Here is a 21244-nt window from a genome sequence, read left to right as displayed (position 1 = left end):
TCACGCCCGCGCGGCTCAGCCGCACACGACACCGCCCCGCGCCCCCTGTCCGGGCGCGCCCCTCACTGCCAACTCCCCAAGGAGGCAGCCCTGATGCCCGAAGTTCTCAAAGCCCCCCTCGCCGTCGAGTTTCCCTTCACCCGGTCCCTCGGTCCCGTCCAGAGTGCCTTTCTCACCGGGTTGCGCGAGCGTGTCGTGCTCGGAGTGCGTACCCGTGACGGTCGCACGCTCGTGCCACCCGTCGAGTACGACCCCGTCACCGCCGAGGAGATCCGGGACCTGGTCGTGGTCGCCCCCACCGGCACGGTCACCACCTGGGCCTGGAACCACGAGCCGCGCCGCGGCCAGCCCCTCGGCACGCCCTTCGCCTGGGTCCTGGTCCGCCTCGACGGCGCCGACACCGCCCTGCTGCACGCCCTCGACGCCCCCGGCCCCGAGGCCGTGCACACCGGCATGCGGGTCCGCGTGCGCTGGGCCGAGGCGCGCGAGGGCGCGATCACCGACATCGCCTGCTTCGAGCCGTACGACGGTGAAGCGGAGCAACCGGCGGGCCACAGCGGCGAGTTCGCGGACGCGATCACCGGCATCGTCGCCCCCGCCCGCCTCGACTACACCTACTCGCCCGGCCGCGCGCAGACCGCCTACATCCAGGCCCTCGCCGACCGGCGCACGGTGGGCGAACGCTGCCCGTCCTGCCGCAAGGTGTACGTACCGCCGCGCGGCGCCTGCCCCACCTGCGGCGTCGCCACCTCCGAGCAGGTCGAGGTGGGCCCGCGCGGCACGGTCACCACGTACTGCATCGTCAACATCAAGGCGAAGAACCTCGACATCGAAGTGCCGTACGTCTACGCCCACATCGCCCTCGACGGCGCCGACCTCGCGCTGCACGGCCGGATCGGCGGCATGCCCTACGACCAGGTGCGGATGGGCCTGCGCGTCGAGGCGGTGTGGACGGAAGGGGCCCGCTACCCCGACCACTACGGGCCCACCGGGGAGCCCGACGCGGAGTACGACACCTACAAGGAGCTGCTCTGATGCGTGACATCGCACTGGTCGCCTTCGCCCAGACCGACCACCGGCGCACCAGCGACGAGCTCTCCGAGGTCGAGATGCTGATGCCGGTGCTGCACGGCGTCCTCGGGCAGACCGGGCTGAAGACCGCCGACATCGACTTCACCTGCTCAGGCTCCAGCGACTACCTGGCCGGCCGCGCCTTCTCTTTCACCCTCGCCCTCGACGGCGTCGGCGCCTGGCCGCCGATCTCCGAGTCGCACGTGGAGATGGACGGCGCGTGGGCCCTGTACGAGGCGTGGACGAAGCTGCAGACCGGAGACGCGGACACCGCCCTCGTCTACTCCTACGGCAAGTCCTCACCCGGCTCCGTGCGGGACGTCCTGACCCGGCAGCTCGACCCGTACTACGTCGCCCCGCTGTGGCCCGACTCCGTCGCCCTCGCCGCCCTCCAGGCCCAGGCCCTCATCGACGCGGGCGAGACCGACGAGCCCGCCCTCGCGGCCGTCGCGGCACGCAGCCGCTCGGACGCCGACGGCAACTCCCATGCCCAGCTGAGGGGTTCGGTGCCGCAAGGCGACTACCGCTTACGGCCTCTCCGTACCGGAGACTGCCCGCCGATCGGGGACGGGGCCGCCGCCGTGATCCTCGCGGCGGGGGAGCGGGCCCGGGAGCTGTGCGAACGGCCCGCCTGGATCCGCGGCATCGACCACCGCATCGAGGCGCACAGCCTGGGTGTCCGCGACCTGACCGACTCGCCCTCCGCGCGCCTGGCCGCCGAGAAGGCCGGTGCCTTCGAACGCCCCGTGGACACAGCCGAGTTGCACGCGCCCTTCACCTCGCAGGAGGTCGTGCTGCGCAAGGCCCTGCGGCTCGGTGACGACGTACGCGTCAATCCGTCCGGCGGCGCACTCGCCGCCAACCCGATCATGGCAGCGGGGCTCGTCCGCCTCGGCGAGGCCGCCGCCGCGATCCACCGGGGCGAGTCCGACCGGGCGCTCGCCCACGCCACCTCCGGCCCCTGTCTGCAACAGAACCTGGTCGCCGTACTCGAAGGGGATCCGCGATGAGCAAGGAACCCGTGGCCGTCGTAGGCGTCGGCCAGACCAAGCACGTGGCGGCGCGGCGGGACGTGTCGATCGCCGGGCTCGTCCGTGAGGCCGCGCAACGGGCGCTGGGGGACGCCGAGTTGACCTGGGCCGACATCGACGCCGTCGTCATCGGCAAGGCGCCCGACTTCTTCGAGGGCGTGATGATGCCGGAGCTGTACCTCGCCGACGCGCTCGGCGCGGTGGGCAAGCCCATGCTGCGCGTGCACACGGCGGGCTCGGTCGGCGGCTCGACCGCGCTCGTCGCCGCGAACCTGGTCGCGGCCCGCGTCCACGGCACCGTGCTCACGCTGGCCTTCGAGAAGCAGTCCGAGTCCAACGCCATGTGGGGCCTGTCCCTGCCCATCCCGTTCCAGCAGCCGCTGCTCGCCGGCGCGGGCGGGTTCTTCGCCCCGCATGTGCGCGCGTACATGCGCCGCACCGGCGCGCCCGAGGCCGTCGGCTCGCTCGTCGCCTACAAGGACCGGCGCAACGCCCTGAAGAACCCCTACGCCCACCTCCACGAGCACGACATCACCCTGGAGAAGGTTCAGGCCTCGCCCATGCTCTGGGACCCGATCCGCTACTCGGAGACCTGCCCGTCCTCCGACGGGGCCTGCGCGATGGTGCTGACGGACCGGCCCGGTGCGGCTCGCGCCCCGCGGCCGCCTGCCTGGATGCTCGGCGGCGCCATGCGCAGCGAGCCGACGCTCTTCGCCGGCAAGGACTTCGTCTCGCCGCAGGCCGGCAAGGACTGCGCGGCCGACGTGTACCGGCAGGCCGGGATCGCCGACCCGCGCCGGGACATCGACGCCGTCGAGATGTACGTGCCGTTCTCCTGGTACGAGCCCATGTGGCTGGAGAACCTGGGCTTCGCCGAGGAGGGCGAGGGCTGGAAACTCACCGAATCGGGGGTGACCGAGCTGGACGGTGACCTGCCCGTCAACATGTCGGGCGGCGTTCTCTCGACGAATCCGATCGGCGCCTCCGGCATGATCCGTTTCGCGGAGGCGGCCCTCCAGGTGCGCGGGCTCGCCGGAGAACACCAGGTGGAAGGCGCGCGGCGGGTCCTCGGGCACGCCTACGGCGGCGGCTCGCAGTTCTTCTCCATGTGGCTCGTGGGGAGCGAACGCCCCGACTCGTGACCGCCTCGGGAAAGGGTCCCCCTCACGTGGCCTGTCGGCATCAGAGACCGATCGCTAGGCTGGCCGCGGACGACGAATCGGGAGGAGCACGGACGTGGCCGAGAGCACCATCCAGCAGCACCCGCTTGCCGGCTGGGACAAGCCGGAGCTGGACCTCAGCACCGCCGACTGGCACTCGAGCAGCCGTGGCATGGGGGATGTCCAGATCGCATTTGTCGAGGGTTTCATCGCGATGCGCAACAGCGGCCGCCCGGAAAGCCCTTCTTTGATCTTCACCCCCGCTGAATGGGGCGCGTTCGTATCAGGGGCGCGGGAAGGAGAGTTCGACCTGACGTGACCTGATCCTGCGGTCCGATCCGGGAGTGTTCCACCCGTTTTTCCGGACACGCGACCTGGTGGCCCTCCCGGGGCGGACTCCTGAGCGAGGCTGGCCCCGGAGAGGAAGGTCGTCTTCCGGAGGTGAGGAACCCCATGAGCAGCAGCCTGCCCGTCATCGTGGCGGTCGACGGCTCGGACGACAGCCTGTACGCACTGGACCATGCCGTCGACACCGCGCGCAGGCGTGGGGCTCCGCTGCGCGTGGTCCATGTGCGGCAGTACGCGCCCTGGGCGCAGCCCGACGTGCTCACCGCCGGTCCGCCGGACCCGGAGAACGATCCGGTGCTGGACCAGGTGCGCGGGCGGTTCGAGGGCCGGGCCGACCTGCCGGTCGTGGAGTACCGGGCGCTGGAGGGCGCACCGGGCGCCGTGCTGCCCGAACTCGGCTCCGCCGCCCAGCTGTTGGTGCTCGGCTCCCGCGGGCGCGGCGGCTTCGTCGGCCTGCTGCTCGGCTCCAACAGCATGGCGGTCGCCCGTGACGCGGAGTGCCCGGTGCTCGTGGTGCCCCGGCAGGGGCGCGAGGTACATGAGGGCATGACCCTCGAGCCCGGTCCGCGTGTGGTCGTCGGCATCGACGTCGACAACCCCGACGCGGCGACCCTTGCCTTCGCCTTCCTCGAGGCCGAGCTGCGCGGCGCCCGCCTCCAGACGATCGCCGCCTACGGCTGGCCGCCGCGGACCTGGGCGGCCTCCGGCGAGTTCGCGGAGCTGATGATCGACCAGGGCGCCGTCGAGAACGAGACCCGGACCCTCGCCGAGGGCCTCCTCGCGCCGCACCGGTCCCGGCACCCCGATGTCCGCTCCGACGCGCACGCGATGCCCGGCGACGCGGCCGGCCTCCTGGTCGCCGCCTCCAAGGACGCCGAACTGGTCGTCGTGGGCCGCCACCGACGCCGGCTGCTGTCCCCGGCCCGCATGATCGGCTCGGTCACCCACGCGGTTCTGCTGCACGCGGCGGCGCCGGTGGTGGTGGTACCGCCGACGGCGTCGGGGACGAATGCGTAGGTCCCGCCGAAATGGCAGGTGGGGGGCCGGTCGGATGGGCCGGTCGGCCCCCTGGTGGGTCGTTCGGCCTCTGCTTCGGAGGCGACCGTGGTGTGAGGGTGGGCGTTGAGCCCACGGGACGAATGGTGACGGCGTTCCCTTTTGGGGAAGGAGCGCCGTTTCCGTGTCTCTTCCCGGGCCGAGCGGGGTGCCGGCCCGAAGAGACGCATGTGTCCCGTGGGCGGGCCGGGGCGTTCCGTACGAAGGACCCGGGCCGGCAGTCGTAGAGAGTGCCGGACACACCAAGCGGCGCGCAGCCGGCCGGGTGGCGGTTCAGCCGCCGCAGGCGGTGCGGATCTTGTAGAACGTGCTCAGGTACTTCGAGTGGTAGGCCGCGTTGGTGATCCGTACGACTGCTTCGTCGGCCGAGCGCAGCGACGACCCGGTCATGTTCGCACTGCCGGTGTAGACCCGGGGTGTGATGTCGCCGTCGTAGGCGCCGTCGATCAGCATCTCCTTGTTGTGCGGGCGCACGTCGATGCCGGGGCCGTTGGGGATGCTGCATCGGCGGTGCTGGATGCCGGCGGCGTCCAGGCGGCTGGTGATGGTCGAATCGGTCTCGGCGTAGAGGATGTCGATCCAGCAGCCCCGGCCGCGCAGTTGGGCCAGTTTGTCGGCGACCTGGCGGCGGGAGCCGAAGAAGTTGTCGGTCACGATGCGGACGTCGGTCTGGTGCTTCTTGCCGTCCGAGCCGGTGTAGGAGCAGCTGAGCTGGTTCAGTACGCCGACGATCGTGTCGGTGGCCGGGTTGTAGTACGACGAGTCACCACGCGGGAAGAAGAAGGCGCGGTAGGTCGAGCCGCTGGGGGTGGAGAAGTAGGCGTGGTTGTTGCCACCGGCCAGGGAGCGCCCTTTGCGCAGCATCTCGTGGTAGGTGGCGTAGCCGTTGTACACCGCGCTGTCGGCGAAGGTGACGGAGTCGTTGAAGGACTCGACCTTGTACCAGTCGCCGAGGTTCGAGGAGGTCTGGAAGACGACCTTCGAGTAACTGGTGCCGTCGTCGAAGGGGCCGATCTTCGAGAAGAGGAAGAACTTGTTGTGGGCGTAGGCCGGTCCGGGCGGGGCGACACTCAGGCAGCCGCGGCTGACGTCGTCCACGCCGTCCGCGTCCTCGAACTTGTCGTCGCAGACGACGACCCAGGAACGGGCGGAGTCATTGGTGCCGAGCCCGGACTTGAGGGCCTGATAAGCCGGGTTGGTGTATTCGGCGCCGTTGGCACCCACATACGTCGAGTCGTCGACGATCAGCTTGACGGCGACGCCACGCGAATTGGCGGCGAGCAGGGCGTTCGCCACCGCCAGGTCGTTGAACTCGTACATCGAGCCGCGGATCTGCTCACCGGCGGGCGTGGCGTCGATCAGCCGAATGAGCTGGGTGAAGATCGCCTCCTGCTGCTCCGCCGAGCCCAGTGGGTCGTTGAACACCGGCCCGTTGATCACCGGTTTGACGGGTGCGGCGACTGCTGGTGTCGCCTGGCCGACGAGGAGCGTGAACACGAGCGACAGCACGACAGTTGCGACGGGTGGCACGGCACGGAGATACCGGAACAGGGGAGGCCCCACAGGCGTACGGGTCATCGTCAGCGCTTTCATGAGTGGGGTGGGGGCGATCGGGAGCACGGGTCGCCGAGGTGAGGTCACTGTGCCCTGGAAGTGGGAAATGTCATCCTGAGTTAGCCGTAACGGGCTATTCCGTGCGCTGTGTGAGTGACGGCCCGGCGCGGTTGCTTCCCGGGAGGGGGCGCGCGGGTGAACGAGGCCGGTGCCCGGGAACAGTTGCCTGTGCTGCTGGAGAAGTAGCGCCTGCTCACACAACACCGCACCCGGCTGGAAGAACTGGCCGAACTGCTGGTCAGACGTCGGACGGCCGGATTCAGGACGAGGCCCGGTTCAGCCCGCGCCTTCCCGGGCGTCGGGTGCGAGAACCTCCTGCATCGTCGGCACGGCGGCGAGACGCCCGCCGAAGCCCCCGAGTTGGAGAAGCTTCAGAATGAGCGGGTGTGGACAGACCAGAAGTAGTCGCCCTCCCCGCTCCCTCACCCGTCGCTCGGCGCGGTGCACCAGCCTCAGGCCGTAGCAGTCGATGAACTCGGTGGGAGTGAGGTCGACGACCACGGTCCGGTCCGCTGCCGCGGTTGCGGCATCCATCTCGAACATGATCGGGATCGCCGCGGCGATGTCGATCTCACCGTGGAACTCGATCACGACCAGTCGGTCACCCTCATGAACCTGTATGTGCCCCACGGGCCACGTGGTCGCCTGCTCCACTGCGGCTCCCCTGAAGGCCGGGCCTCCGAATGGTCCCCCCGGAGAGCGGCGTCGACGATACGGGCCACCGGGAACTGGGGTGCCAGCAGGCGGCCAGCCTACGGCGGGACCGGTCACCCGCGGGAAGAAGGAACGATGCTTCGAATTGGGTTCGCTCGATCAGGCTGTCTTCGACGTTTTTCCTTGACACTCGTTCCTTGGCGTCGTCGCCCGGCAACGCCTGGATGTCGGTCATCGTTCCGCCCGGGAAAGCGCGGTGGTGGTCGTGCCGCACACCGGCCGACGATGGTGCGAATCAGCCGAAGAACACCTCGAACTCGTCGTACAGCGACGGGTCCACCACCTTTGTCCTGCCCCTGGTCTCGTCGAGCGGGATCCGGACGATTTTGGTGCCGAGCAGGGCCACCATCGTGCCGAAGTCCCCGTCCTTGACCGCGTCGACGGCGTGCAGCCCGAAGCGGGTGGCCAGCCACCGGTCGAAGGCGCTCGGCGTGCCTCCTCGCTGGATGTGGCCGAGGACGGTTGTGCGGGCGTCAGTGCCGGTGCGTCGCGAGATCTCCTGGGCCAGCCACTCGCCGATGCCGGACAGGTGCACATGGCCGTACTCGTCCAGCGTCCGGTCCTGGAGGATCATCTGTCCGTCCTTGGGGACGGCTCCCTCGGCGGCGACGACGATCGGCGCGTAGTTGATCTTGAAGCGGTTCTTCACCCACGCGCAGACCTGGTCGATGTCGAACGGCTGCTCCGGGACGAGGATCACGTTGGCGCCGCCGGCGATGCCTGCGTGCAGGGCGATCCATCCGGAGTGCCGGCCCATGACCTCCACCACGAGGGTGCGCATGTGCGATTCGGCCGTGGTGTGGAGGCGGTCGATGGCTTCCGTGGCGATGCCCACCGCCGTGTCGAATCCGAAGGTGTAGTCGGTGCCCGCCACGTCGTTGTCGATGGTCTTCGGCACGCCGACCAGCGGTACGCCCTGACGGCTCAGCTCGGTGGCTGCACCGAGGGTGTCCTCGCCGCCGATCACGACGAGCGCATCGATGTCGCGGGTGGCCAGGGTGTCCTTGATGCGCCGGACTCCGTCCTCGTGCTTGAACGGATTGGTCCGGGAGGATCCGAGGATGGTGCCGCCGCGCGGCAGAATGCCCCGCACGGCGGCGATGTCCAGTGGCACCACCCGGTCACGGAGCGCGCCGAGCCAGCCGTCCCGCAGGCCGACGAATTCGAAGCCGTACACCTGTGTGCCCTTGCGGACGACGCTGCGGATCACGGCGTTGAGACCGGGGCAGTCGCCGCCACCGGTCAGCACTCCGATCTTCATGGCCGCCTCCCGACCGTAGGGAACCTGGAGAGCCATGTGTCTCCGCTTCCATCATGGGCGCCGGTGCCCCCGGCGGCGACCTGCCTCGGACCCGCGATCGAGGACCTCCGGCCCCATGACCGCGGGCAGGGCGTTGCCCGGCCTCGCCGGCCGGCCGTACGAAGGTCGGCAACCGCGGCATATGTACCCGATCGGATCCGTCTCGGCCCCCGCGAGGACCGGGTCGCGGATCGCGTGGACGGAGTGCGCCGGCTCCGATCGCGGCCGCACACCGCGCACATGGATCAGCGTGGAGGGCCGATGAGATCCGCGCCGTGCTGCGGTCGTAACAGAAAGCCACTGAGAAACAGGGACGAACCGATGAAGCTCACCACCATGACGCAGGTCACCGTCGACGGAGTGATGCAGGGCAACGGCCACGCGACGGAGGAGGAACGCAGGAACGGATTCGAGCGCGACGGATGGGCCATGGGCGTGTTCGACGACGCGACCTTCATGTACATCAGCCGGACCTACCAGCGTGCCGACGCGTTCCTGTTCGGCCGTCGGACCTACGAGGTCTTCGCCCCTTACTGGGGCGCGGAGGAGAGGGCTCGTGCCGCGGCGGAGGACCCGGACGGCGACCAGATCGCGGCGGCCCTGAACGCCAGGCCCAAGTACGTCGCGTCGACCACGCTCACCGACCCGAAGTGGGCCGGCACGACGGTCCTCTCGGGGGATCTCGCGGCGGCCGTCCGCGAGCTGAAGGCCCGGCCCGGTGGGGAGTTGCAGGTGCACGGCAGCGGTGTCCTGGTCCGCTGGCTGCTCGCCCACGACCTCGTCGACGAGATCACCCTGCTCGTCGTCCCCGTGGTCCTCGGCCAGGGGGCGCGGCTGTTCCCCGCCGAAGGCCCGGACACCGCGCTCGACCTGGTCGACCTGCGAGCCGACTCCAAGGGCGTGGCGATCCAGGTCTACCGGCCCGCCGGCCGCCCCAAGTACGCACCGGCCAGGTAGTTTCCGGCAGTAATCCACAGACCAGGTCGCGCGACCGGCCGGAGGCGTACGCTGAGGTGCCTGGAGGTCACGGTGCGCGCTCGCTCCCCGCGCGGGTCCACCACCGTGGCAGGGGGTACGTCATGGGGCAGCGCATCATGCGGACCAGTCGCACCATTTTCGAACGAGAGAGCGAACTCGCCGCTGTCGACGAGGCGTTGGGAGAGCTGACCGGCCTGCGCAGGGACGGCGCCGAACCCTCCGACCGGCCCCGTGGTGCCCTGCTGGCCTTCGCCGGACGGGCGGGCATCGGCAAGACCACCCTCCTCGCCGAGGTCCGCCGCCGCGCCGCCGCCATGGGCTGCACGGTGCTCTCGGGACGCGGCGGCGACCAGGAGCAGCGCGTCGCCTTCCACGTCGCCCGTCAGCTGCTGCAGCCGCAGCTGGCCGGCTCCGGAGAGGGCGATCTGCGGGCCTCGCTGGGAAGTTGGTACGACATCGTCGGCCCCGCCCTCGGCCTCTGCGCCCCGACCGCGGGCGCACCGCCGGACCAGCAGGGACTGCGCGACGGCCTGGACTGGGTGCTGACCCATCTCGCCGTGCTGCGCGCCCCGATGGTGCTCGTCCTCGACGACGCCCACTGGGCCGACCCCGAATCCCTGGGCTGGCTCGCCGGGTTCGCGCCCCGGGCCGAGCAACTCCCGCTGCTGGTCGTCGTCGCGTACCGGCCCGACGAACTCCCGGACCACGCCGAGGCGTTCAGGCGGCTGCCGGGCCGTGCCGGTGGCCGTCCCATCGGCCTCGAGCCGCTGAGCGCCCCCGCCGTCGCCCGTCTCGTACGCGAGGCCGTCGGGGCGCACGCCGACAACGCGTTCTGCCGCGAGTGCTGGGCCGTCACCGGCGGAAACCCTTTCGAGACGGTCGAGTTGATCGCCAAGGTGCGCGACCGCGGTGTCACCCCGACCGAGCCAGGAGCGCACCTGCTGCGCGACCTCGCCGCCGCCGTCAAGGGCAGCGGCCTCGTCGCCCGCCTCGAACGCCTCGGCACCTCCACCGTGCGCTTCGCCTGGGCCTGCGCGGTCCTCGGCACCGAGATCCATCCGCAACTGGCCGCCGCCGTCGCCGGAGTCGGCCACGAGGAGGCCGTCGACGCCGCCGATGCCCTGCGCGGTGCCCGCATCCTCACCGGCGTCGACGCCCTCGAGTTCGTCCACCCGCTGATCGCCACCGCCGTCTACCGGGCCATCCAGCCCGGCATCCGCGTGGCCCTGCACGGCCAGGCCGCCTGGTGCCTGATCAACGACGGGCAGGGTCCGTCCGCCGCGGCCCGCCACCTGCTGGAGACGCATCCCGACGGTGACTCCTGGGTCGTCCAGCAACTGCGCGCCGCCGCCGGCGAGACCCTGCGGGCCGGCGCCCCGGACGCCGCGCGCAGCTACCTGGCGCGGGCGCTGCGCGAACCGCCGCCCTTCGAGGACCGCGCCGCCGTCCTGTACGAACTGGGCTCCGCCTCCCTGCTCACCGAGCCGGCGACCACGGTGAACCATCTGCGGGCCGCGCTGGAGGAGCCGATCGCCGACTCCTCACTGCGCCACAACGTCGTCTACCGGCTCTCCCAGGTGCTCGCCCACAGCGACCGCCTCGCCGAGGCCTCCGACCTCCTCGCCCGCGAGGTCCGCGTGACCGACGACGCCCGGGTCAAGCTGCGCATGGTCGCCGAGCAGTTCATGTGGGACGCCTTCCGTGCCGACGAGCCCGACCACCCCTCCCGCTCCCGGCGGCTCACCAAGCTCGCCGACCGCCTCAAGGGCCGCGACCTCACCGAGCGCTACATCATCGGCCTGCGCACCTGGGACGCCGTGCTGCGCGGCGAGCCCTCCCACGTCGCCCTCCACCACGCCGAACGCGCCCTGGCCGGCGGCCTCGGCTGGGCCGAACCCGACCGCGGCTTCGAGGTGCCCGTCCTGGTCGCGCTCGCCTTCATGTACGCCGACCGGCCGGGCCGTACGGAAGAACTCTTCGCCTCCGGCATCGCCGACTACGAACGGCAGGGCTGGCGCGGCGCCCACCTGTCCTTCGCGTACACGCTCCTCGGCTACCTCCGCTACCGCCGCGGCCGGCTCGCCGAGGCCGAGGACTTCGTGCAGGCCGGGCTCCGGCTGGCCGAGCGCGTAGGCCCCGGCACCCCCGCGCACTGGTACGCCGTCGGTGTCCTGATCGAGGTGCTGCTGGCCCGCGGCCGGGTCGCCGAGGCCGCGCGGACCGGCGAGCAGTACTCCTTCTGCGCGCCCTACCCGGCCGCCGTCGTCTTCCCCGACGTGCAGACCGTGCACGGTGAGCTGCTGCTCGCCCGCGGCCTGGTCAAGGAGGCGGCGGAGGAGCTGGCCGCGGCGGGCCGCCGGCTGGAACCACGCGGCATCCGCAACCCCGCCTGGTGCCCCTGGCAGCTGCACCTGGCCCGCGCCGAGGCGCACGAGACCCCCGACCGCGCCGTCGGCACCGCCCTCGAAGCCCTCGCCCGCGCCCGCCTGTTCGGCACCCCGTCCGCGGTCGGCCAGGCCCTGCGCACGGTCGCCGAGGTCTCGTCGGGATCGGCCCGCATGAAGTACCTGGAGGAGGCCGTCAGCCACCTCGAACGCTCCCCGGCCGCCTACGAGCTGGCCTGCGCACTCGTCGCCCTCGGCACCGAGCTGCGCCGAGCCGGCCGCCCCCAGGACGCCGCCGAGCACCTCTACCGCGGCCTGGACGCGGCGGTGCAGTGCAGCGCCGACGGGCTGGTCGAGACGGCCCGCGACGAACTGGCCGCGGCGGGCCTGCGGCCCCGCCGTCTGCACAGCACGGAGACGGACACCCTGACCGGTCGCGAGCGGTCGGCCGCGAACCTGGCGGCCCGTGGGCGCACCGAGGCCGAGATCGCGCGCGAGCTCCAGGTGGACGAGGCGACGGCCGTACGGCTGCTCTCGGCGGTCTACCGGAAGATGGGCACGGACGGCACCGGTCTGGCCGTGGCGCTGAAACCTTCCTGACCTCGCCCGCACCACCGCCTCGCGTCCCATTACCATTGGCGACATGTCGTTCCTCCGCCGCCGCAGCGCGACTCCCGCCGGCCCCGACTTCGATGTGCTGGCCATGGACCCGGGCGACTGGCCCGGCAACCTCGGCGCCGGCCTGCTGCCCGCGCCCGACGGCAGCTGCCAGGGCGTCTTCCTGCGCTACGACCTCTTCGGCGGCCGCGGCCCCGCGATGATCATCGGCAATCTGCCGGAGGGCTCCCCGGCCCGCGAGGTCGCCGAGGGCGAGATCCCCTTCGAGGTGGGCCAGCTGCTGCTCGCGCTGGAGAACGAGGAGGAGGTCGGCGTCGTCGGCGTCGACGACATGCCGGTGATGCAGGGCGACAACCTCATGATCGTGCGCCGTCTGAAGCTCTCCGAGAGCCGGATCTCCTGCGTGCAGTTCGACCGCAGCGACAACGTCCTGGTGACGATCGCCGCCTGGGACCGCCCCATCACGGACGACCTGTACGCACTGCTGAAGCCCCTGCCCGCGGAGCTGTTCCAGCAGGGCTGACCCGGCTCAGTCGCGGATGTCCTGGAGCAGCCACTCGCGCGGGATCTCGTGCCCGAGACCGCGCTCGCGGGCTCGTTCGTAGACGACCGCCGCGACGGCGTGGAACTGCGCGCCCTGGATGTTGCCGCGCTCGGAGAACGTCACCTGCCGTTCGTCGTCGCGGGCCCGGTCGCGGCCCGCGAGGACGGCTTCGAGCGCGACCCGGCGGGCGTGGCCGGGCGCGGGTTTCGGTCCCCGCTCGTGGTGGTGGCGCCAGACGGGAGCGTCGGGTGCGGCCCGGTAGCCGACATACTCGTCGTCGGTCGCCCAGCTCGGGTTGGACACGGGCACGCCGGCGCTGCCCAGCCGCAACCAGACGTCGAAACGCTCCCTGGCCCGGGCGTCGGGGTGCCCGCCGATACAGGTGACATGAGTGCCGGGGGAGAGGTGGCCGCCGAGGACGACGTCGCCTACCGCGTCGGTGCAGCCCGCCACGATGTCCGCGCCGCGATGGGCCAGTTCGGGCTCGTCGACCGCCACCACGTCCAGGCCGTGCAGCTCGCGCATCTCGGCCGCGAAGCGCTCACGGTGACCGCGGGTGGGGCTGAACACCTGGATACGTTCGAGCGGGCGCACGGTCAGGAAGGCCTCGACATGGCTACGTGCCATGCCGCCCGAGCCCAGCAGCCCCAGCACCCGGGCGTCCTCGCGGGCCGCGAAGCGCACGCCGATCGCCGAGTCGGCGCCGACCCGCAGATGCTGGAGCAGCCCGTCGTTGAGGAGGGCCAGGGGCTCGCCGGTGCGGGCGTCGAGCAGCAGCACCAGACCGCAGAACAGTCCCGGCCGTACGCAGTACTTCTCCTGGGTGCGCAGACCCGGCGGGCCGGTCTCGGTGAGCACGTCGGACTTCATGCGGAGGGCGACGTAGCCACTGCGGGCCGAGCCGCCCTCCATGGTTCCCCACCGGTACACGCGTGAGTCGTCGACCGGCAGGTTGAGGTCGATGCGGGGCCGGCACACGCCCGTGCCGTCGGCCAGGTCGCGGTACGACTCTTCCAGCGCCCGCACCACGTCGGGCATGGTGAGCACGGCGGCCGTGACCTTGTTGTCGAGGACGAGCATGATCCTCCGCTCGGTCGGGACCCGGGGGCCGGGGCAGGTCAGCCGCGCAAGGGGGTGTCCGGGCCTTCGTGCGCCACCCGGGCGGCGAGATGACGCCACATCGCCGACACGTTGAACGCCGGTCCCAGATCGGGCAGTTCGGCGATGTCCTCGTCGGGGATGGGACGCAGGGGAGCGCCCGTCGCGGCGACGGCGAGGGCGGTGCGGGCCAGCGAGTCGACCGCCAGGGCCCGTGTGACGGCCTCCGCGACCGCGTGCGCCGGATCGCCCGTGCCGACGGCGACCAGGCCGTGCCCGCGCAGCACGGCGACAGGACGGTCCCCGAGCGCGGCCACCATCTGCTCGGCCAGGTCGCGGCGGCGGATCAGCGCCGAGCGGGGCCAGACCGGGATGCCTTCGTGGGCCAGGCGGGCGGCCGGGATGTCGTAGGAGCCGACGAGGGGGATCCAGGGCAGTTCGGCGACGGAGGCGGCGACCACCGCGGGCGGGTGGGCGTGCACCACGGCCGTGACCTCCGGGCGGGCCCGCAACACCTCGCTGTGGATGGGCAGTTCGCCGGGCACCCGCCAGCCCTCGGGAAGGTCGCCCCGGCCCTCGAGGTTCACCTCCTGCACGTCCTCCACGACGGTGAAGGCGAGTCCCCGCTCCTGCGGCCCGCGCCCGCGGACGAGAAGTGACTCGGGACCGGTCCGTGCGCTGATGTGGCCGAGGATGTGCTCGACGAGGCCGGTGACGGCGAGCGCCCGGCACGCCAGGGCCACACGTTCGCGCAGTGCTTCGCGGGAGCCTTCCGGTGATCTCATGGCCGTGTCGATCTCCTCACCTGGATTCACCGTCAGGCTATTGGACTGTTGGTATGACTTTAAGCCATTGCGTAGTATGAGGTCAACGAACCCTCTGACCATGGGACAATGCGCGCATGCCTTCGCGACCGAGCCAGCCTCAACGCGCTGAGAACGACGAGAAGACCACCGCCAAGAAGACCGTCCCGGCGGAGGGTCTGTTCAAGGCGGTCTCCTCGAGCCGTGTTTCCCAGCTGATCGTCGAGCAGATCAAGCTGCTGCTGAAGGAACAGCGCCTGCAACCGGGCGACCGGCTCCCCAGCGAACGGGAGCTGTGCGTGCAGTTCGGCGTCAGCCGAGTGACCGTGCGCGAAGCCCTGCGCAGCCTGGAGGCCAGCGGGCTGGTCGAGATCAGGGTCGGCGCCCGTGGCGGCGCGTTCGTGACGGCGCCGTCGTCGCAGCGCGTCGGTGAGGGCCTCGCCGATCTGCTCTCCCTGTCGCCGCTGACGGCGGCCGAGGTCACCGAGGCGCGGCTCGTCTTCGAGCTCGGCATCGTGCCCCTCGTCGTGGAGCGCGCCACCGACGAGGACATCGCCGAGCTGCGCGCGCTGTGCGACGAGCACGCCGAGGCGGTCAAGCAGGGCGTCTACGACATGGAGATGTCCGCCGACTTCCACACCCGGGTCGCGGCCTGCACACACAACACCGCGATCGAGATGCTCGTCCAGTCCTTCCATGGCCCGCTGCTGATGAGCCTGCGTGAGGCGCAGAGCGTCGAGCCGCAGATGGGGCTGCACGGCTCCAAGGAGCACCGCAAGTTCGTCGACGCCGTGGCCGCCCGCGACGCCGAGACCGCCTCGGAGATCATGCGGACGCACATCCGGCGCACCGCGTCGCGTGTGAAGGGCGGCGGCGCCGGCAGGTGAGCCGGATCCGAGTGATCCACAACTGATCGAGTCCCGGGTCGGGTTGGACCCGGGACTCTTTTATGTCCCGCGCTAAGGCATTATGGTTAGACCATCAGTCATCCAGAGTGATCCATCCAAAGTCATCCATTCTCAGTGATCCATCGGAGGCACCATGGGCAAGAAGGGACGCGTCTTCGTCCGCGGCCTGACCTCGGAGACCTACGGGCTCGGGGAGTTCCGCCGGCAGCAGCTGGCCGTCAAGCGGGTGCGCGACGACTCGGTGGTCGTCGACGACGCGAAGGTGGCCCACTCGGGCGACAGCGAGAAGTCCCGGACGTGGTGGCGGGTCGGCCCCGGTGACGAGGAGTTCCTCACCCAGACGATCCAGGTCCACTTCGTCGAACTGCCGCCGCAGTCCAGCAACCACGGGCACGGCCACCAGAACGAGGCGGCCTTCTACATCCTCCAGGGGCGCGGCTACGAGATCCACGACGACCAGCGCTACGACTGGACCAAGGACGACCTCGTCTTCGTCCACACCGACTCCGTGCACCGCCACTTCAACCCCTACGACGAGACCGCGACCGCCCTGGTGGTGAAGGCCAAGAGCACCTGGATGTTCATGGGCCTGCTCCAGCAGGGGCGCAGCGGACCGGTCGAGCGCGAGGCGGAGTTCGGGCCGCGCGAGGACTGGTCGCGGATCTGGACGCCCGGCGTCCTGGACCGCAAGAAGGTCATCGGTATCGGCGACACCACCTGGGAGAACACCCCGCTCGGCCGGGTCCGCGTGATGTCCTCGCCCGAGCGCACCGACGCCCGCATCTTCTCCGTCGACGCATTCGAACTCGACATCCCGGCCGGCAGCCGCTCCGGCAAGTACTGGAAGATGGCCGACGAGGTCTTCTACGTCCTCGAAGGCGGCGGCTACGCCCTCCAGTGGGAGGTCGAGGCGGAGATCGCCGAGAAGTACTACGCGCGGGTCGCCAAGGAGCCCACCCGGCACGAGATCACCCAGGGCGACACGCTGTACGTGCCGCAGAACCACGTCTGCCAGCTCTTCGCCTACGACGGCACGCCCCTCAGGGTGCTCTCGGCGCAGAACCGCGTCTTCAAGCACCTCGGTTACGACACGGTGCACTTCATGGAGGACGCGCCCGAGTACGAGGCCGCGCAGAACGACTGACCGGTAAACGACCAACCGGTATACGACTTCGGCCCCACACCCTTCCGAGAGGGTGTGGGGCCGAAGTCTTCGACGTCGTGTCACGATCGCTCTGCCGCGGCCTCCTCGGCGGCCGCGACGAGGTCGTCGAGGCCCAGCAGTGCCGGCTCGCGCGCCGTCTCCAGGCGCAGGGCGAGCGCCCCGTGCACGGTCTTGCGGATACGGCGCCCGTCCAGACCGTGCAGCAGCTTGCCCACCTTCCGGTGCACGGCCGAGTCCTCGGCGAGTACGGCCAGTTCGGGCCACTGCGCCGCCAGACCGCGCAGCGAGTCGGCGACGATCCGCGGGATTACCGACTCGTCGGGCAGCTCGGTCGGCACGACGAGGTCGGCCCGGGACAGGAAAGCGTCGTCGACGGCCTCGGCGAAGTTCGTCGTCACCACGAGCAGCGTGCCGGGACGCTGGGCCCGCAGCGCGTCCAGTCCGCTGAGCACCGCGTCCGTCGCCCGGTGCACGTCCACCGGGTTGGTGTCGAACGAGGCCGAGTGCCGCCGTACGGCGAGCGCCTCGACCTCGTCGACCAGGACGACGGTGTGCGGACGGCGGGCGGCCAGCTCGGGCAGGGTCTCCCGGAACAGCCGGGAGACCGAGCGCTGGCTCTCGCCGAGCATCTCGCTCGGGAAGGCGTGCGGATCTACCTCGACGAGCGTCGTCGCGCCGTGCGGGGCCAGCGTGCGTGCCGCGGCCTGCGCGAGCCCCTGGGCCAGCGTCGTCTTGCCGGTGCCCGGCGGACCCGCGAGCACGACCAGACCGTGCGGTGCCACGGCCGAGCCGGCGAGCCGCCGCCCGTGCCGCAGCACCAGGACGGCGGTCGCCAACAGCCTTTCCTTCAGCCGGTTTTCGACGATCACGGAGTCCCACGGCCCGTCGTGGTGGTCGGCGGGCAGTGCATGGATCCCGGCGACGCCGTGCGGCAGTGCCTCAGTCACCGCGTCCGCCCCCGTTCACGGCCACGTCGGGCGCGTCAGCGCCGGCCACTGGATCGTCGTCGGGTCACCGGCCTGTGCGTCGCGGATGTGCTCCGGCGGCTCCTCGAAGAGCACCAGCGGATCGCACAGCGCCCGCATCGTCTCCAGCAGGCTGTCGAACATATGGATACGGACCACCTTCGCGGTCTGCTCCGGGTGGCTGTTGATGTGCTGATGCCATAGGAAGTGGTCGACGACGATGATGTCGCCCTTCTTCCACGGGTGCTTCTCGCCGCCCTCCGGCTCGGTGCCCAGATAGCTCTCGCCGGAGCCCTCGACCACGTACAGCCAGGCCTCGCCCGGGTGCCGGTGCATCGACTGGGCGCGGCCCGGGCCGATCTCGAACATCGCCATGGTGATGCCGGACGCCTGGTAGCCGATGGCGCGGTCGAGCAGGAAGGTCGTACGGGTGCCGCGCGGGGTGTTGCGCAGCTCGAGCTCGTCCCAGCTGGTGTGCAGCCGGCCCGAGCGGCGCGCCTCCTGGTCGCGGGCGAGCCGGCGCAGCCGGTTGGCGTACGGGTCGGCGCCGTCGCGGCCGGGGGAGAAGGCGGGGCGCGACGGCAGTTCGGAGACCGGGGTGGGCCCGGCGTCCTCGATCAAGGCCATGCCCATCGTCTCCAGCAGCGGCGCGCTGGAGAAGGTGAGGTAACGCGTCGTGGTGTCACCGTCGTTGCCGCTGCGGTGCCAGGACCAGGCGGGCAGATGGAGCGAGTCGCCGGGCCCCCAGTCGACGCGCTTGCCGTCGATCTCGGTCCAGCCCCGGCCGGCCACGACGAACACCATCGCGTCCCAGGAGTGCCGGTGCAGCGTGGTCGTCGTCCCGGGGTCGATCTCGTGGGCGAGGGCGTCCATGGTGCGGGTCGGCCGGTCGCCGTCGGCGCCGACGTAGACGCCGACGCGGCTGCCGCGTTCGGTCGGGTGCATCACGACGTCCTCGAGGGCGACGATCGTGCGGTGGGTCTTGCGCCACTCCTCGATGAAGGCGGCGCGCCGGCGTTTCTGGACGTGGTAGTGGGTGACTTCGGTCGTGGTGTGCGTACTCAACATGTCTCCCAACAGGCTTGGACGAGCGGGGGAGTTCAGATGGGGTTCAAGAGGTGGCGGGCTCCGGCTGGGGCACGCTGTACCGGCGGACGGTGCGGCTGCGCACCGCGCTCGCCGCGGACACGGCCGTGGGCACCAGGCCGCCCACCGTCAGCGCGACGATCGGGCCGACGGCACCCGCGAACAGGCCCATCACCGAGTCGCCGAGCGCGGGACCGCCCCGCGAGCACATCTGGTAGATCGCCGAGACCCGGCCGCGCAGTTCGTCCGGGGTCTCGACCTGGACGGCGGCGTGGCGGACGGTGGTCGCGACCGCGTCCGCGGCGCCCAGGAGAAGGGCCATGACGATCGCCACGGTGAACACGCGCGCCTGCGCCAGGCCCACAACGGCCAGTCCGTACGCGGCCGTTCCCCACAGCACGATCCGCCCGGCGCGCGCCGTGCGGATGAGCCGGAAGACCCACACCGAGCCGATCAGGGCGCCGGCCGAGGGCGCCGCGGACAGCAGCCCGTAACCGGTGGCGCCGACGTGCAGGACGTTCGCTGCGAAGGCAGGCAGCAGCACCCGGTAGGCGCCGAACACCGTGGCCGTCATGTCCAGGCCCATCAACTGCCAGACCACGGGCCGGTGGGCGACGTAGCGCACGCCTTCCCGCATGCTCTCCAGCAGCGAGCGCCGTTCGGTGTCGGCCACCAGTGGCGGCACGCGCAGCACGGCCAGGACGACGACGAGGGCGGCGTAGGTGACGGCGTCGAAGACGTAGACCGCGCCGGGCCCGCCGACCGCGATCAGGACGCCCGCGAAGGCGGGCCCGACCAGGACGGCCAGTTCACGCGAGGGGTTGAGCAGGGCGAACGCGTCGACGAGGCGTTCGCGGGGGACCATCGCCGGGATCAGGGCCTGCCGGGCGGGCTGGTCGAAGGTTGCCGCCGCCGTCGCGAGGAGCGAGGAGACGACGACCGTCCACACCGTGGCCGCGTGGGCGAGCGTGATCACGGCCAGTCCCGCCGACACCAGCAGGGCGAGGGCCTGCGTGGCCTGGAGCAGGCGGCGCCGGTCCAGGCGGTCGGCATAGATCCCGCCGGCCGGTGACAGCACCAGCAGGGCGACCGCCTGGGCCAGGCCCACCAGGCCCACCTGGGCGGTGGAGCCGGTGAGTTGGTAGACCTGGTAGAGGTTGGCTGCGACGGCGCCCCTGGTCCCGATCTGGGAGAGGATGACGCCGCCCCAGTAGAGGGTGAAGTCGCGATTGCGCAGTACCTGGGGTATCGGCATCGCTCAGTCGACCGGGACCAGCGTCACCTTGTCGGGGGCCACGCTGAAGTGGACCTCGGTCCCGGGCGGGATCGACAGGTTGGGGTTGGAGCGGTTGCGGATCTCCAGGTCGCCCACGCCCACGATGTGGTCGACGACATCGCCCATGAAGGCGCGGTTGCGGATGGTGCCCGACCACTCGTTGGGCACGTCGCCGCGCCGCTCGCGGGACAGGTCGACGCACTCGGGCCGGACCGAGATCAGCACCGTGTCCCCGATGCCGGGCACCCGCTCCACCCCGCGCGCGACCATCCGGCCGTGCGCGGTGTCGGCCTGCACCTCGTCGCCCTTGACCGAAACCACCTTCGCCTCCATGAAGTTGGAGGTGCCGATGAACTCCGCGACGAAGCGGGTGGCCGGCTTGGTGTAGATCTCGCGGGGCTTGCCGATCTGCTCGATACGGCCCTGGTTCATCACGGCGATCCGGTTCGACATCACCAGCGCCTCGGACTGGTCGTGCGTCACATAGATCGCGGTGAGGTTCAACTCCCGTTGCAGACGCTTGAGTTCGAAGCGCATGGACTCGCGCAGCTTGGCGTCCAGGTTGGACAGCGGCTCGTCGAGCAGCATCAGTTCGGGGCGCGTCACCAAGGCGCGGGCCAGGGCCAGACGCTGCTGCTGGCCGCCGGAGAGCTTGGTGGCGGGCCGGGACGCGTAGGCACCGAGCTCGATCACGTCGAGGACCTGCCCGACCCGGTCCTCGATCTCCTTGCGGTCCGGGCGCTTGGCGCGGGGCAGCACCTCCAGCGGGAAGGAGACGTTCTTGAAGACCGACATGTGCGGCCAGATCGCGTACGACTGGAACACCATGCCGAGCCCACGCCGGTTGGCGCGCATGTTGATGCCCTGCGTGTGGTCGTACAGGACCCGTCCGCCGAGCGTCACCCGCCCCTCGGTGGGGCGTTCGAGGCCGGCGACGGAGCGCAGCGTCGTGGTCTTGCCGCAGCCGGAGGGGCCCAGCAGCGTGAACAGCTCGCCGTCCTGGACCTCGAAGTCGACCCCGCCCACGGCGTACACCCGTGTGCCCGCCCCGGAACCGCGTTTCGACCTGCGTCCCGATGTGTCGTCGTAGCTCTTCTTGAGGGATTCGACCGTCAACATCGCTGA

The 21244-nt window shown here is 71.1% G+C and carries 19 protein-coding genes; 10 read left to right on the top strand and 9 right to left on the bottom strand.

The features are described 5' to 3' along the window. Positions 1-93 precede the first annotated feature (93 nt). The 5 genes from ACGFYN_RS11170 to ACGFYN_RS11150 all read left to right on the top strand — a co-directional run bounded on the left by ACGFYN_RS11170 (position 94) and on the right by ACGFYN_RS11150 (position 4627). Positions 94-1035, top strand: coding sequence for a Zn-ribbon domain-containing OB-fold protein (locus ACGFYN_RS11170; protein WP_393865509.1), 942 nt, complete (start codon positions 94-96; stop codon positions 1033-1035). Continuing rightward, positions 1035-2081, top strand: coding sequence for a thiolase domain-containing protein (locus ACGFYN_RS11165; RefSeq protein ID WP_393865508.1), 1047 nt, complete (start codon positions 1035-1037; stop codon positions 2079-2081). The genes ACGFYN_RS11170 and ACGFYN_RS11165 overlap by 1 nt, the downstream gene beginning before the upstream one ends. Beyond that, positions 2078-3244 (top strand): thiolase domain-containing protein, encoded by a 1167-nt coding sequence (locus ACGFYN_RS11160; protein WP_393865507.1) that lies wholly within the window; start codon positions 2078-2080, stop codon positions 3242-3244. Before ACGFYN_RS11165 ends, ACGFYN_RS11160 begins: the two co-directional genes overlap by 4 nt. Positions 3245-3338: 94 nt before the next feature. After that, positions 3339-3581, top strand: coding sequence for a DUF397 domain-containing protein (locus ACGFYN_RS11155; RefSeq protein ID WP_393865506.1), 243 nt, complete (start codon positions 3339-3341; stop codon positions 3579-3581). Positions 3582-3715: 134 nt separating this feature from the next. Then, entirely contained in the window at positions 3716-4627 is a 912-nt protein-coding gene (locus tag ACGFYN_RS11150; RefSeq protein WP_393865505.1) for a universal stress protein, read from the top strand. A 312-nt stretch (positions 4628-4939) separates the two neighbouring features. Here ACGFYN_RS11150 and ACGFYN_RS11145 read toward each other — a convergent pair whose 3' ends face one another. From ACGFYN_RS11145 to ACGFYN_RS11135, 3 genes are all read right to left on the bottom strand, one after another. Then, positions 4940-6196 carry a phosphatidylserine/phosphatidylglycerophosphate/cardiolipin synthase family protein gene (locus ACGFYN_RS11145; RefSeq protein ID WP_393865504.1) on the bottom strand — a complete coding sequence of 419 codons (1257 nt, stop codon included), beginning with the start codon at positions 6194-6196 and terminating at the stop codon, positions 4940-4942. 360 nt (positions 6197-6556) lie between these two features. Next, on the bottom strand, positions 6557-6934 hold the full coding sequence (locus ACGFYN_RS11140; RefSeq protein WP_393865503.1) for an STAS domain-containing protein: 378 nt from the start codon (positions 6932-6934) through the stop codon (positions 6557-6559). Between the two features lie 295 nt (positions 6935-7229). After that, a complete protein-coding gene (locus tag ACGFYN_RS11135) occupies positions 7230-8255 on the bottom strand; it encodes a 6-phosphofructokinase (RefSeq protein ID WP_393865502.1) in 1026 nt (341 codons plus the stop codon). Positions 8256-8615: 360 nt separating this feature from the next. On the opposite strand from ACGFYN_RS11135, the gene ACGFYN_RS11130 reads away from it, so the two are divergent. The 3 genes from ACGFYN_RS11130 (at position 8616) to ACGFYN_RS11120 (ending at position 12797) form a co-directional block, all read left to right on the top strand. Further along, positions 8616-9251 carry a dihydrofolate reductase family protein gene (locus tag ACGFYN_RS11130; protein ID WP_393865501.1) on the top strand — a complete coding sequence of 212 codons (636 nt, stop codon included), beginning with the start codon at positions 8616-8618 and terminating at the stop codon, positions 9249-9251. Between the two features lie 122 nt (positions 9252-9373). Then, positions 9374-12256 carry an ATP-binding protein gene (locus ACGFYN_RS11125; protein WP_393865500.1) on the top strand — a complete coding sequence of 961 codons (2883 nt, stop codon included), beginning with the start codon at positions 9374-9376 and terminating at the stop codon, positions 12254-12256. A 43-nt stretch (positions 12257-12299) separates the two neighbouring features. Then, positions 12300-12797, top strand: a complete 498-nt coding sequence (locus ACGFYN_RS11120; RefSeq protein WP_393865499.1) for a hypothetical protein — start codon at positions 12300-12302, stop codon at positions 12795-12797. Positions 12798-12803: 6 nt separating this feature from the next. Here ACGFYN_RS11120 and ACGFYN_RS11115 read toward each other — a convergent pair whose 3' ends face one another. Beyond that, positions 12804-13898, bottom strand: coding sequence for an ornithine cyclodeaminase family protein (locus ACGFYN_RS11115; RefSeq protein ID WP_393865498.1), 1095 nt, complete (start codon positions 13896-13898; stop codon positions 12804-12806). A gap of 38 nt (positions 13899-13936) precedes the next feature. After that, a complete protein-coding gene (locus ACGFYN_RS11110) occupies positions 13937-14701 on the bottom strand; it encodes a class II aldolase/adducin family protein (RefSeq protein ID WP_393865497.1) in 765 nt (254 codons plus the stop codon). 116 nt (positions 14702-14817) lie between these two features. On the opposite strand from ACGFYN_RS11110, the gene ACGFYN_RS11105 reads away from it, so the two are divergent. Both ACGFYN_RS11105 and ACGFYN_RS11100 read left to right on the top strand, forming a co-directional pair. Beyond that, on the top strand, positions 14818-15606 hold the full coding sequence (locus tag ACGFYN_RS11105) for a FadR/GntR family transcriptional regulator (RefSeq protein ID WP_393865496.1): 789 nt from the start codon (positions 14818-14820) through the stop codon (positions 15604-15606). A 154-nt stretch (positions 15607-15760) separates the two neighbouring features. Beyond that, positions 15761-16771: a cupin domain-containing protein gene (locus tag ACGFYN_RS11100; RefSeq protein WP_393865495.1), complete on the top strand. Its 1011-nt coding sequence runs from the start codon at positions 15761-15763 to the stop codon at positions 16769-16771. An 80-nt stretch (positions 16772-16851) separates the two neighbouring features. Here the strand turns inward: ACGFYN_RS11100 and ACGFYN_RS11095 are convergent, their stop codons facing one another. From ACGFYN_RS11095 to ACGFYN_RS11080, 4 genes are read right to left on the bottom strand one after another with little or no spacing between them, the layout of a single operon-like run. Next, a complete protein-coding gene (locus ACGFYN_RS11095; protein ID WP_393865494.1) occupies positions 16852-17739 on the bottom strand; it encodes an AAA family ATPase in 888 nt (295 codons plus the stop codon). Between the two features lie 15 nt (positions 17740-17754). After that, on the bottom strand, positions 17755-18825 hold the full coding sequence (locus ACGFYN_RS11090) for a cupin domain-containing protein (protein WP_393865493.1): 1071 nt from the start codon (positions 18823-18825) through the stop codon (positions 17755-17757). A 43-nt stretch (positions 18826-18868) separates the two neighbouring features. After that, a complete protein-coding gene (locus ACGFYN_RS11085) occupies positions 18869-20098 on the bottom strand; it encodes an MFS transporter (RefSeq protein ID WP_393865492.1) in 1230 nt (409 codons plus the stop codon). A gap of 3 nt (positions 20099-20101) precedes the next feature. Continuing rightward, positions 20102-21238 (bottom strand): ABC transporter ATP-binding protein, encoded by a 1137-nt coding sequence (locus tag ACGFYN_RS11080; protein WP_393865491.1) that lies wholly within the window; start codon positions 21236-21238, stop codon positions 20102-20104. Positions 21239-21244 lie beyond the last annotated feature (6 nt).

The sequence above is a fragment of the Streptomyces sp. NPDC048419 genome (assembly GCF_043200415.1).
Taxonomy (GTDB): domain Bacteria; phylum Actinomycetota; class Actinomycetes; order Streptomycetales; family Streptomycetaceae; genus Streptomyces.
This window is presented reverse-complemented; position numbering and strand designations above follow the sequence as displayed.

Bases quoted from the DNA above. Each gene is read 5' to 3' on its own strand.
- ACGFYN_RS11170 (WP_393865509.1), top strand. From the start codon at position 94: ATGCCCGAAGTTCTCAAAGCCCCCCTCGCCGTCGAGTTTCCCTTCACC.
- ACGFYN_RS11165 (WP_393865508.1), top strand. From the start codon at position 1,035: ATGCGTGACATCGCACTGGTCGCCTTCGCCCAGACCGACCACCGGCGC.
- ACGFYN_RS11160 (WP_393865507.1), top strand. From the start codon at position 2,078: ATGAGCAAGGAACCCGTGGCCGTCGTAGGCGTCGGCCAGACCAAGCAC.
- ACGFYN_RS11150 (WP_393865505.1), top strand. From the start codon at position 3,716: ATGAGCAGCAGCCTGCCCGTCATCGTGGCGGTCGACGGCTCGGACGAC.
- ACGFYN_RS11135 (WP_393865502.1), bottom strand. From the start codon at position 8,255: ATGAAGATCGGAGTGCTGACCGGTGGCGGCGACTGCCCCGGTCTCAAC.
- ACGFYN_RS11130 (WP_393865501.1), top strand. From the start codon at position 8,616: ATGAAGCTCACCACCATGACGCAGGTCACCGTCGACGGAGTGATGCAG.
- ACGFYN_RS11125 (WP_393865500.1), top strand. From the start codon at position 9,374: ATGGGGCAGCGCATCATGCGGACCAGTCGCACCATTTTCGAACGAGAG.
- ACGFYN_RS11120 (WP_393865499.1), top strand. From the start codon at position 12,300: ATGTCGTTCCTCCGCCGCCGCAGCGCGACTCCCGCCGGCCCCGACTTC.
- ACGFYN_RS11115 (WP_393865498.1), bottom strand. From the start codon at position 13,898: ATGCTCGTCCTCGACAACAAGGTCACGGCCGCCGTGCTCACCATGCCC.
- ACGFYN_RS11110 (WP_393865497.1), bottom strand. From the start codon at position 14,701: ATGAGATCACCGGAAGGCTCCCGCGAAGCACTGCGCGAACGTGTGGCC.
- ACGFYN_RS11105 (WP_393865496.1), top strand. From the start codon at position 14,818: ATGCCTTCGCGACCGAGCCAGCCTCAACGCGCTGAGAACGACGAGAAG.
- ACGFYN_RS11100 (WP_393865495.1), top strand. From the start codon at position 15,761: ATGGGCAAGAAGGGACGCGTCTTCGTCCGCGGCCTGACCTCGGAGACC.
- ACGFYN_RS11090 (WP_393865493.1), bottom strand. From the start codon at position 18,825: ATGTTGAGTACGCACACCACGACCGAAGTCACCCACTACCACGTCCAG.
- ACGFYN_RS11085 (WP_393865492.1), bottom strand. From the start codon at position 20,098: ATGCCGATACCCCAGGTACTGCGCAATCGCGACTTCACCCTCTACTGG.
- ACGFYN_RS11080 (WP_393865491.1), bottom strand. From the start codon at position 21,238: ATGTTGACGGTCGAATCCCTCAAGAAGAGCTACGACGACACATCGGGA.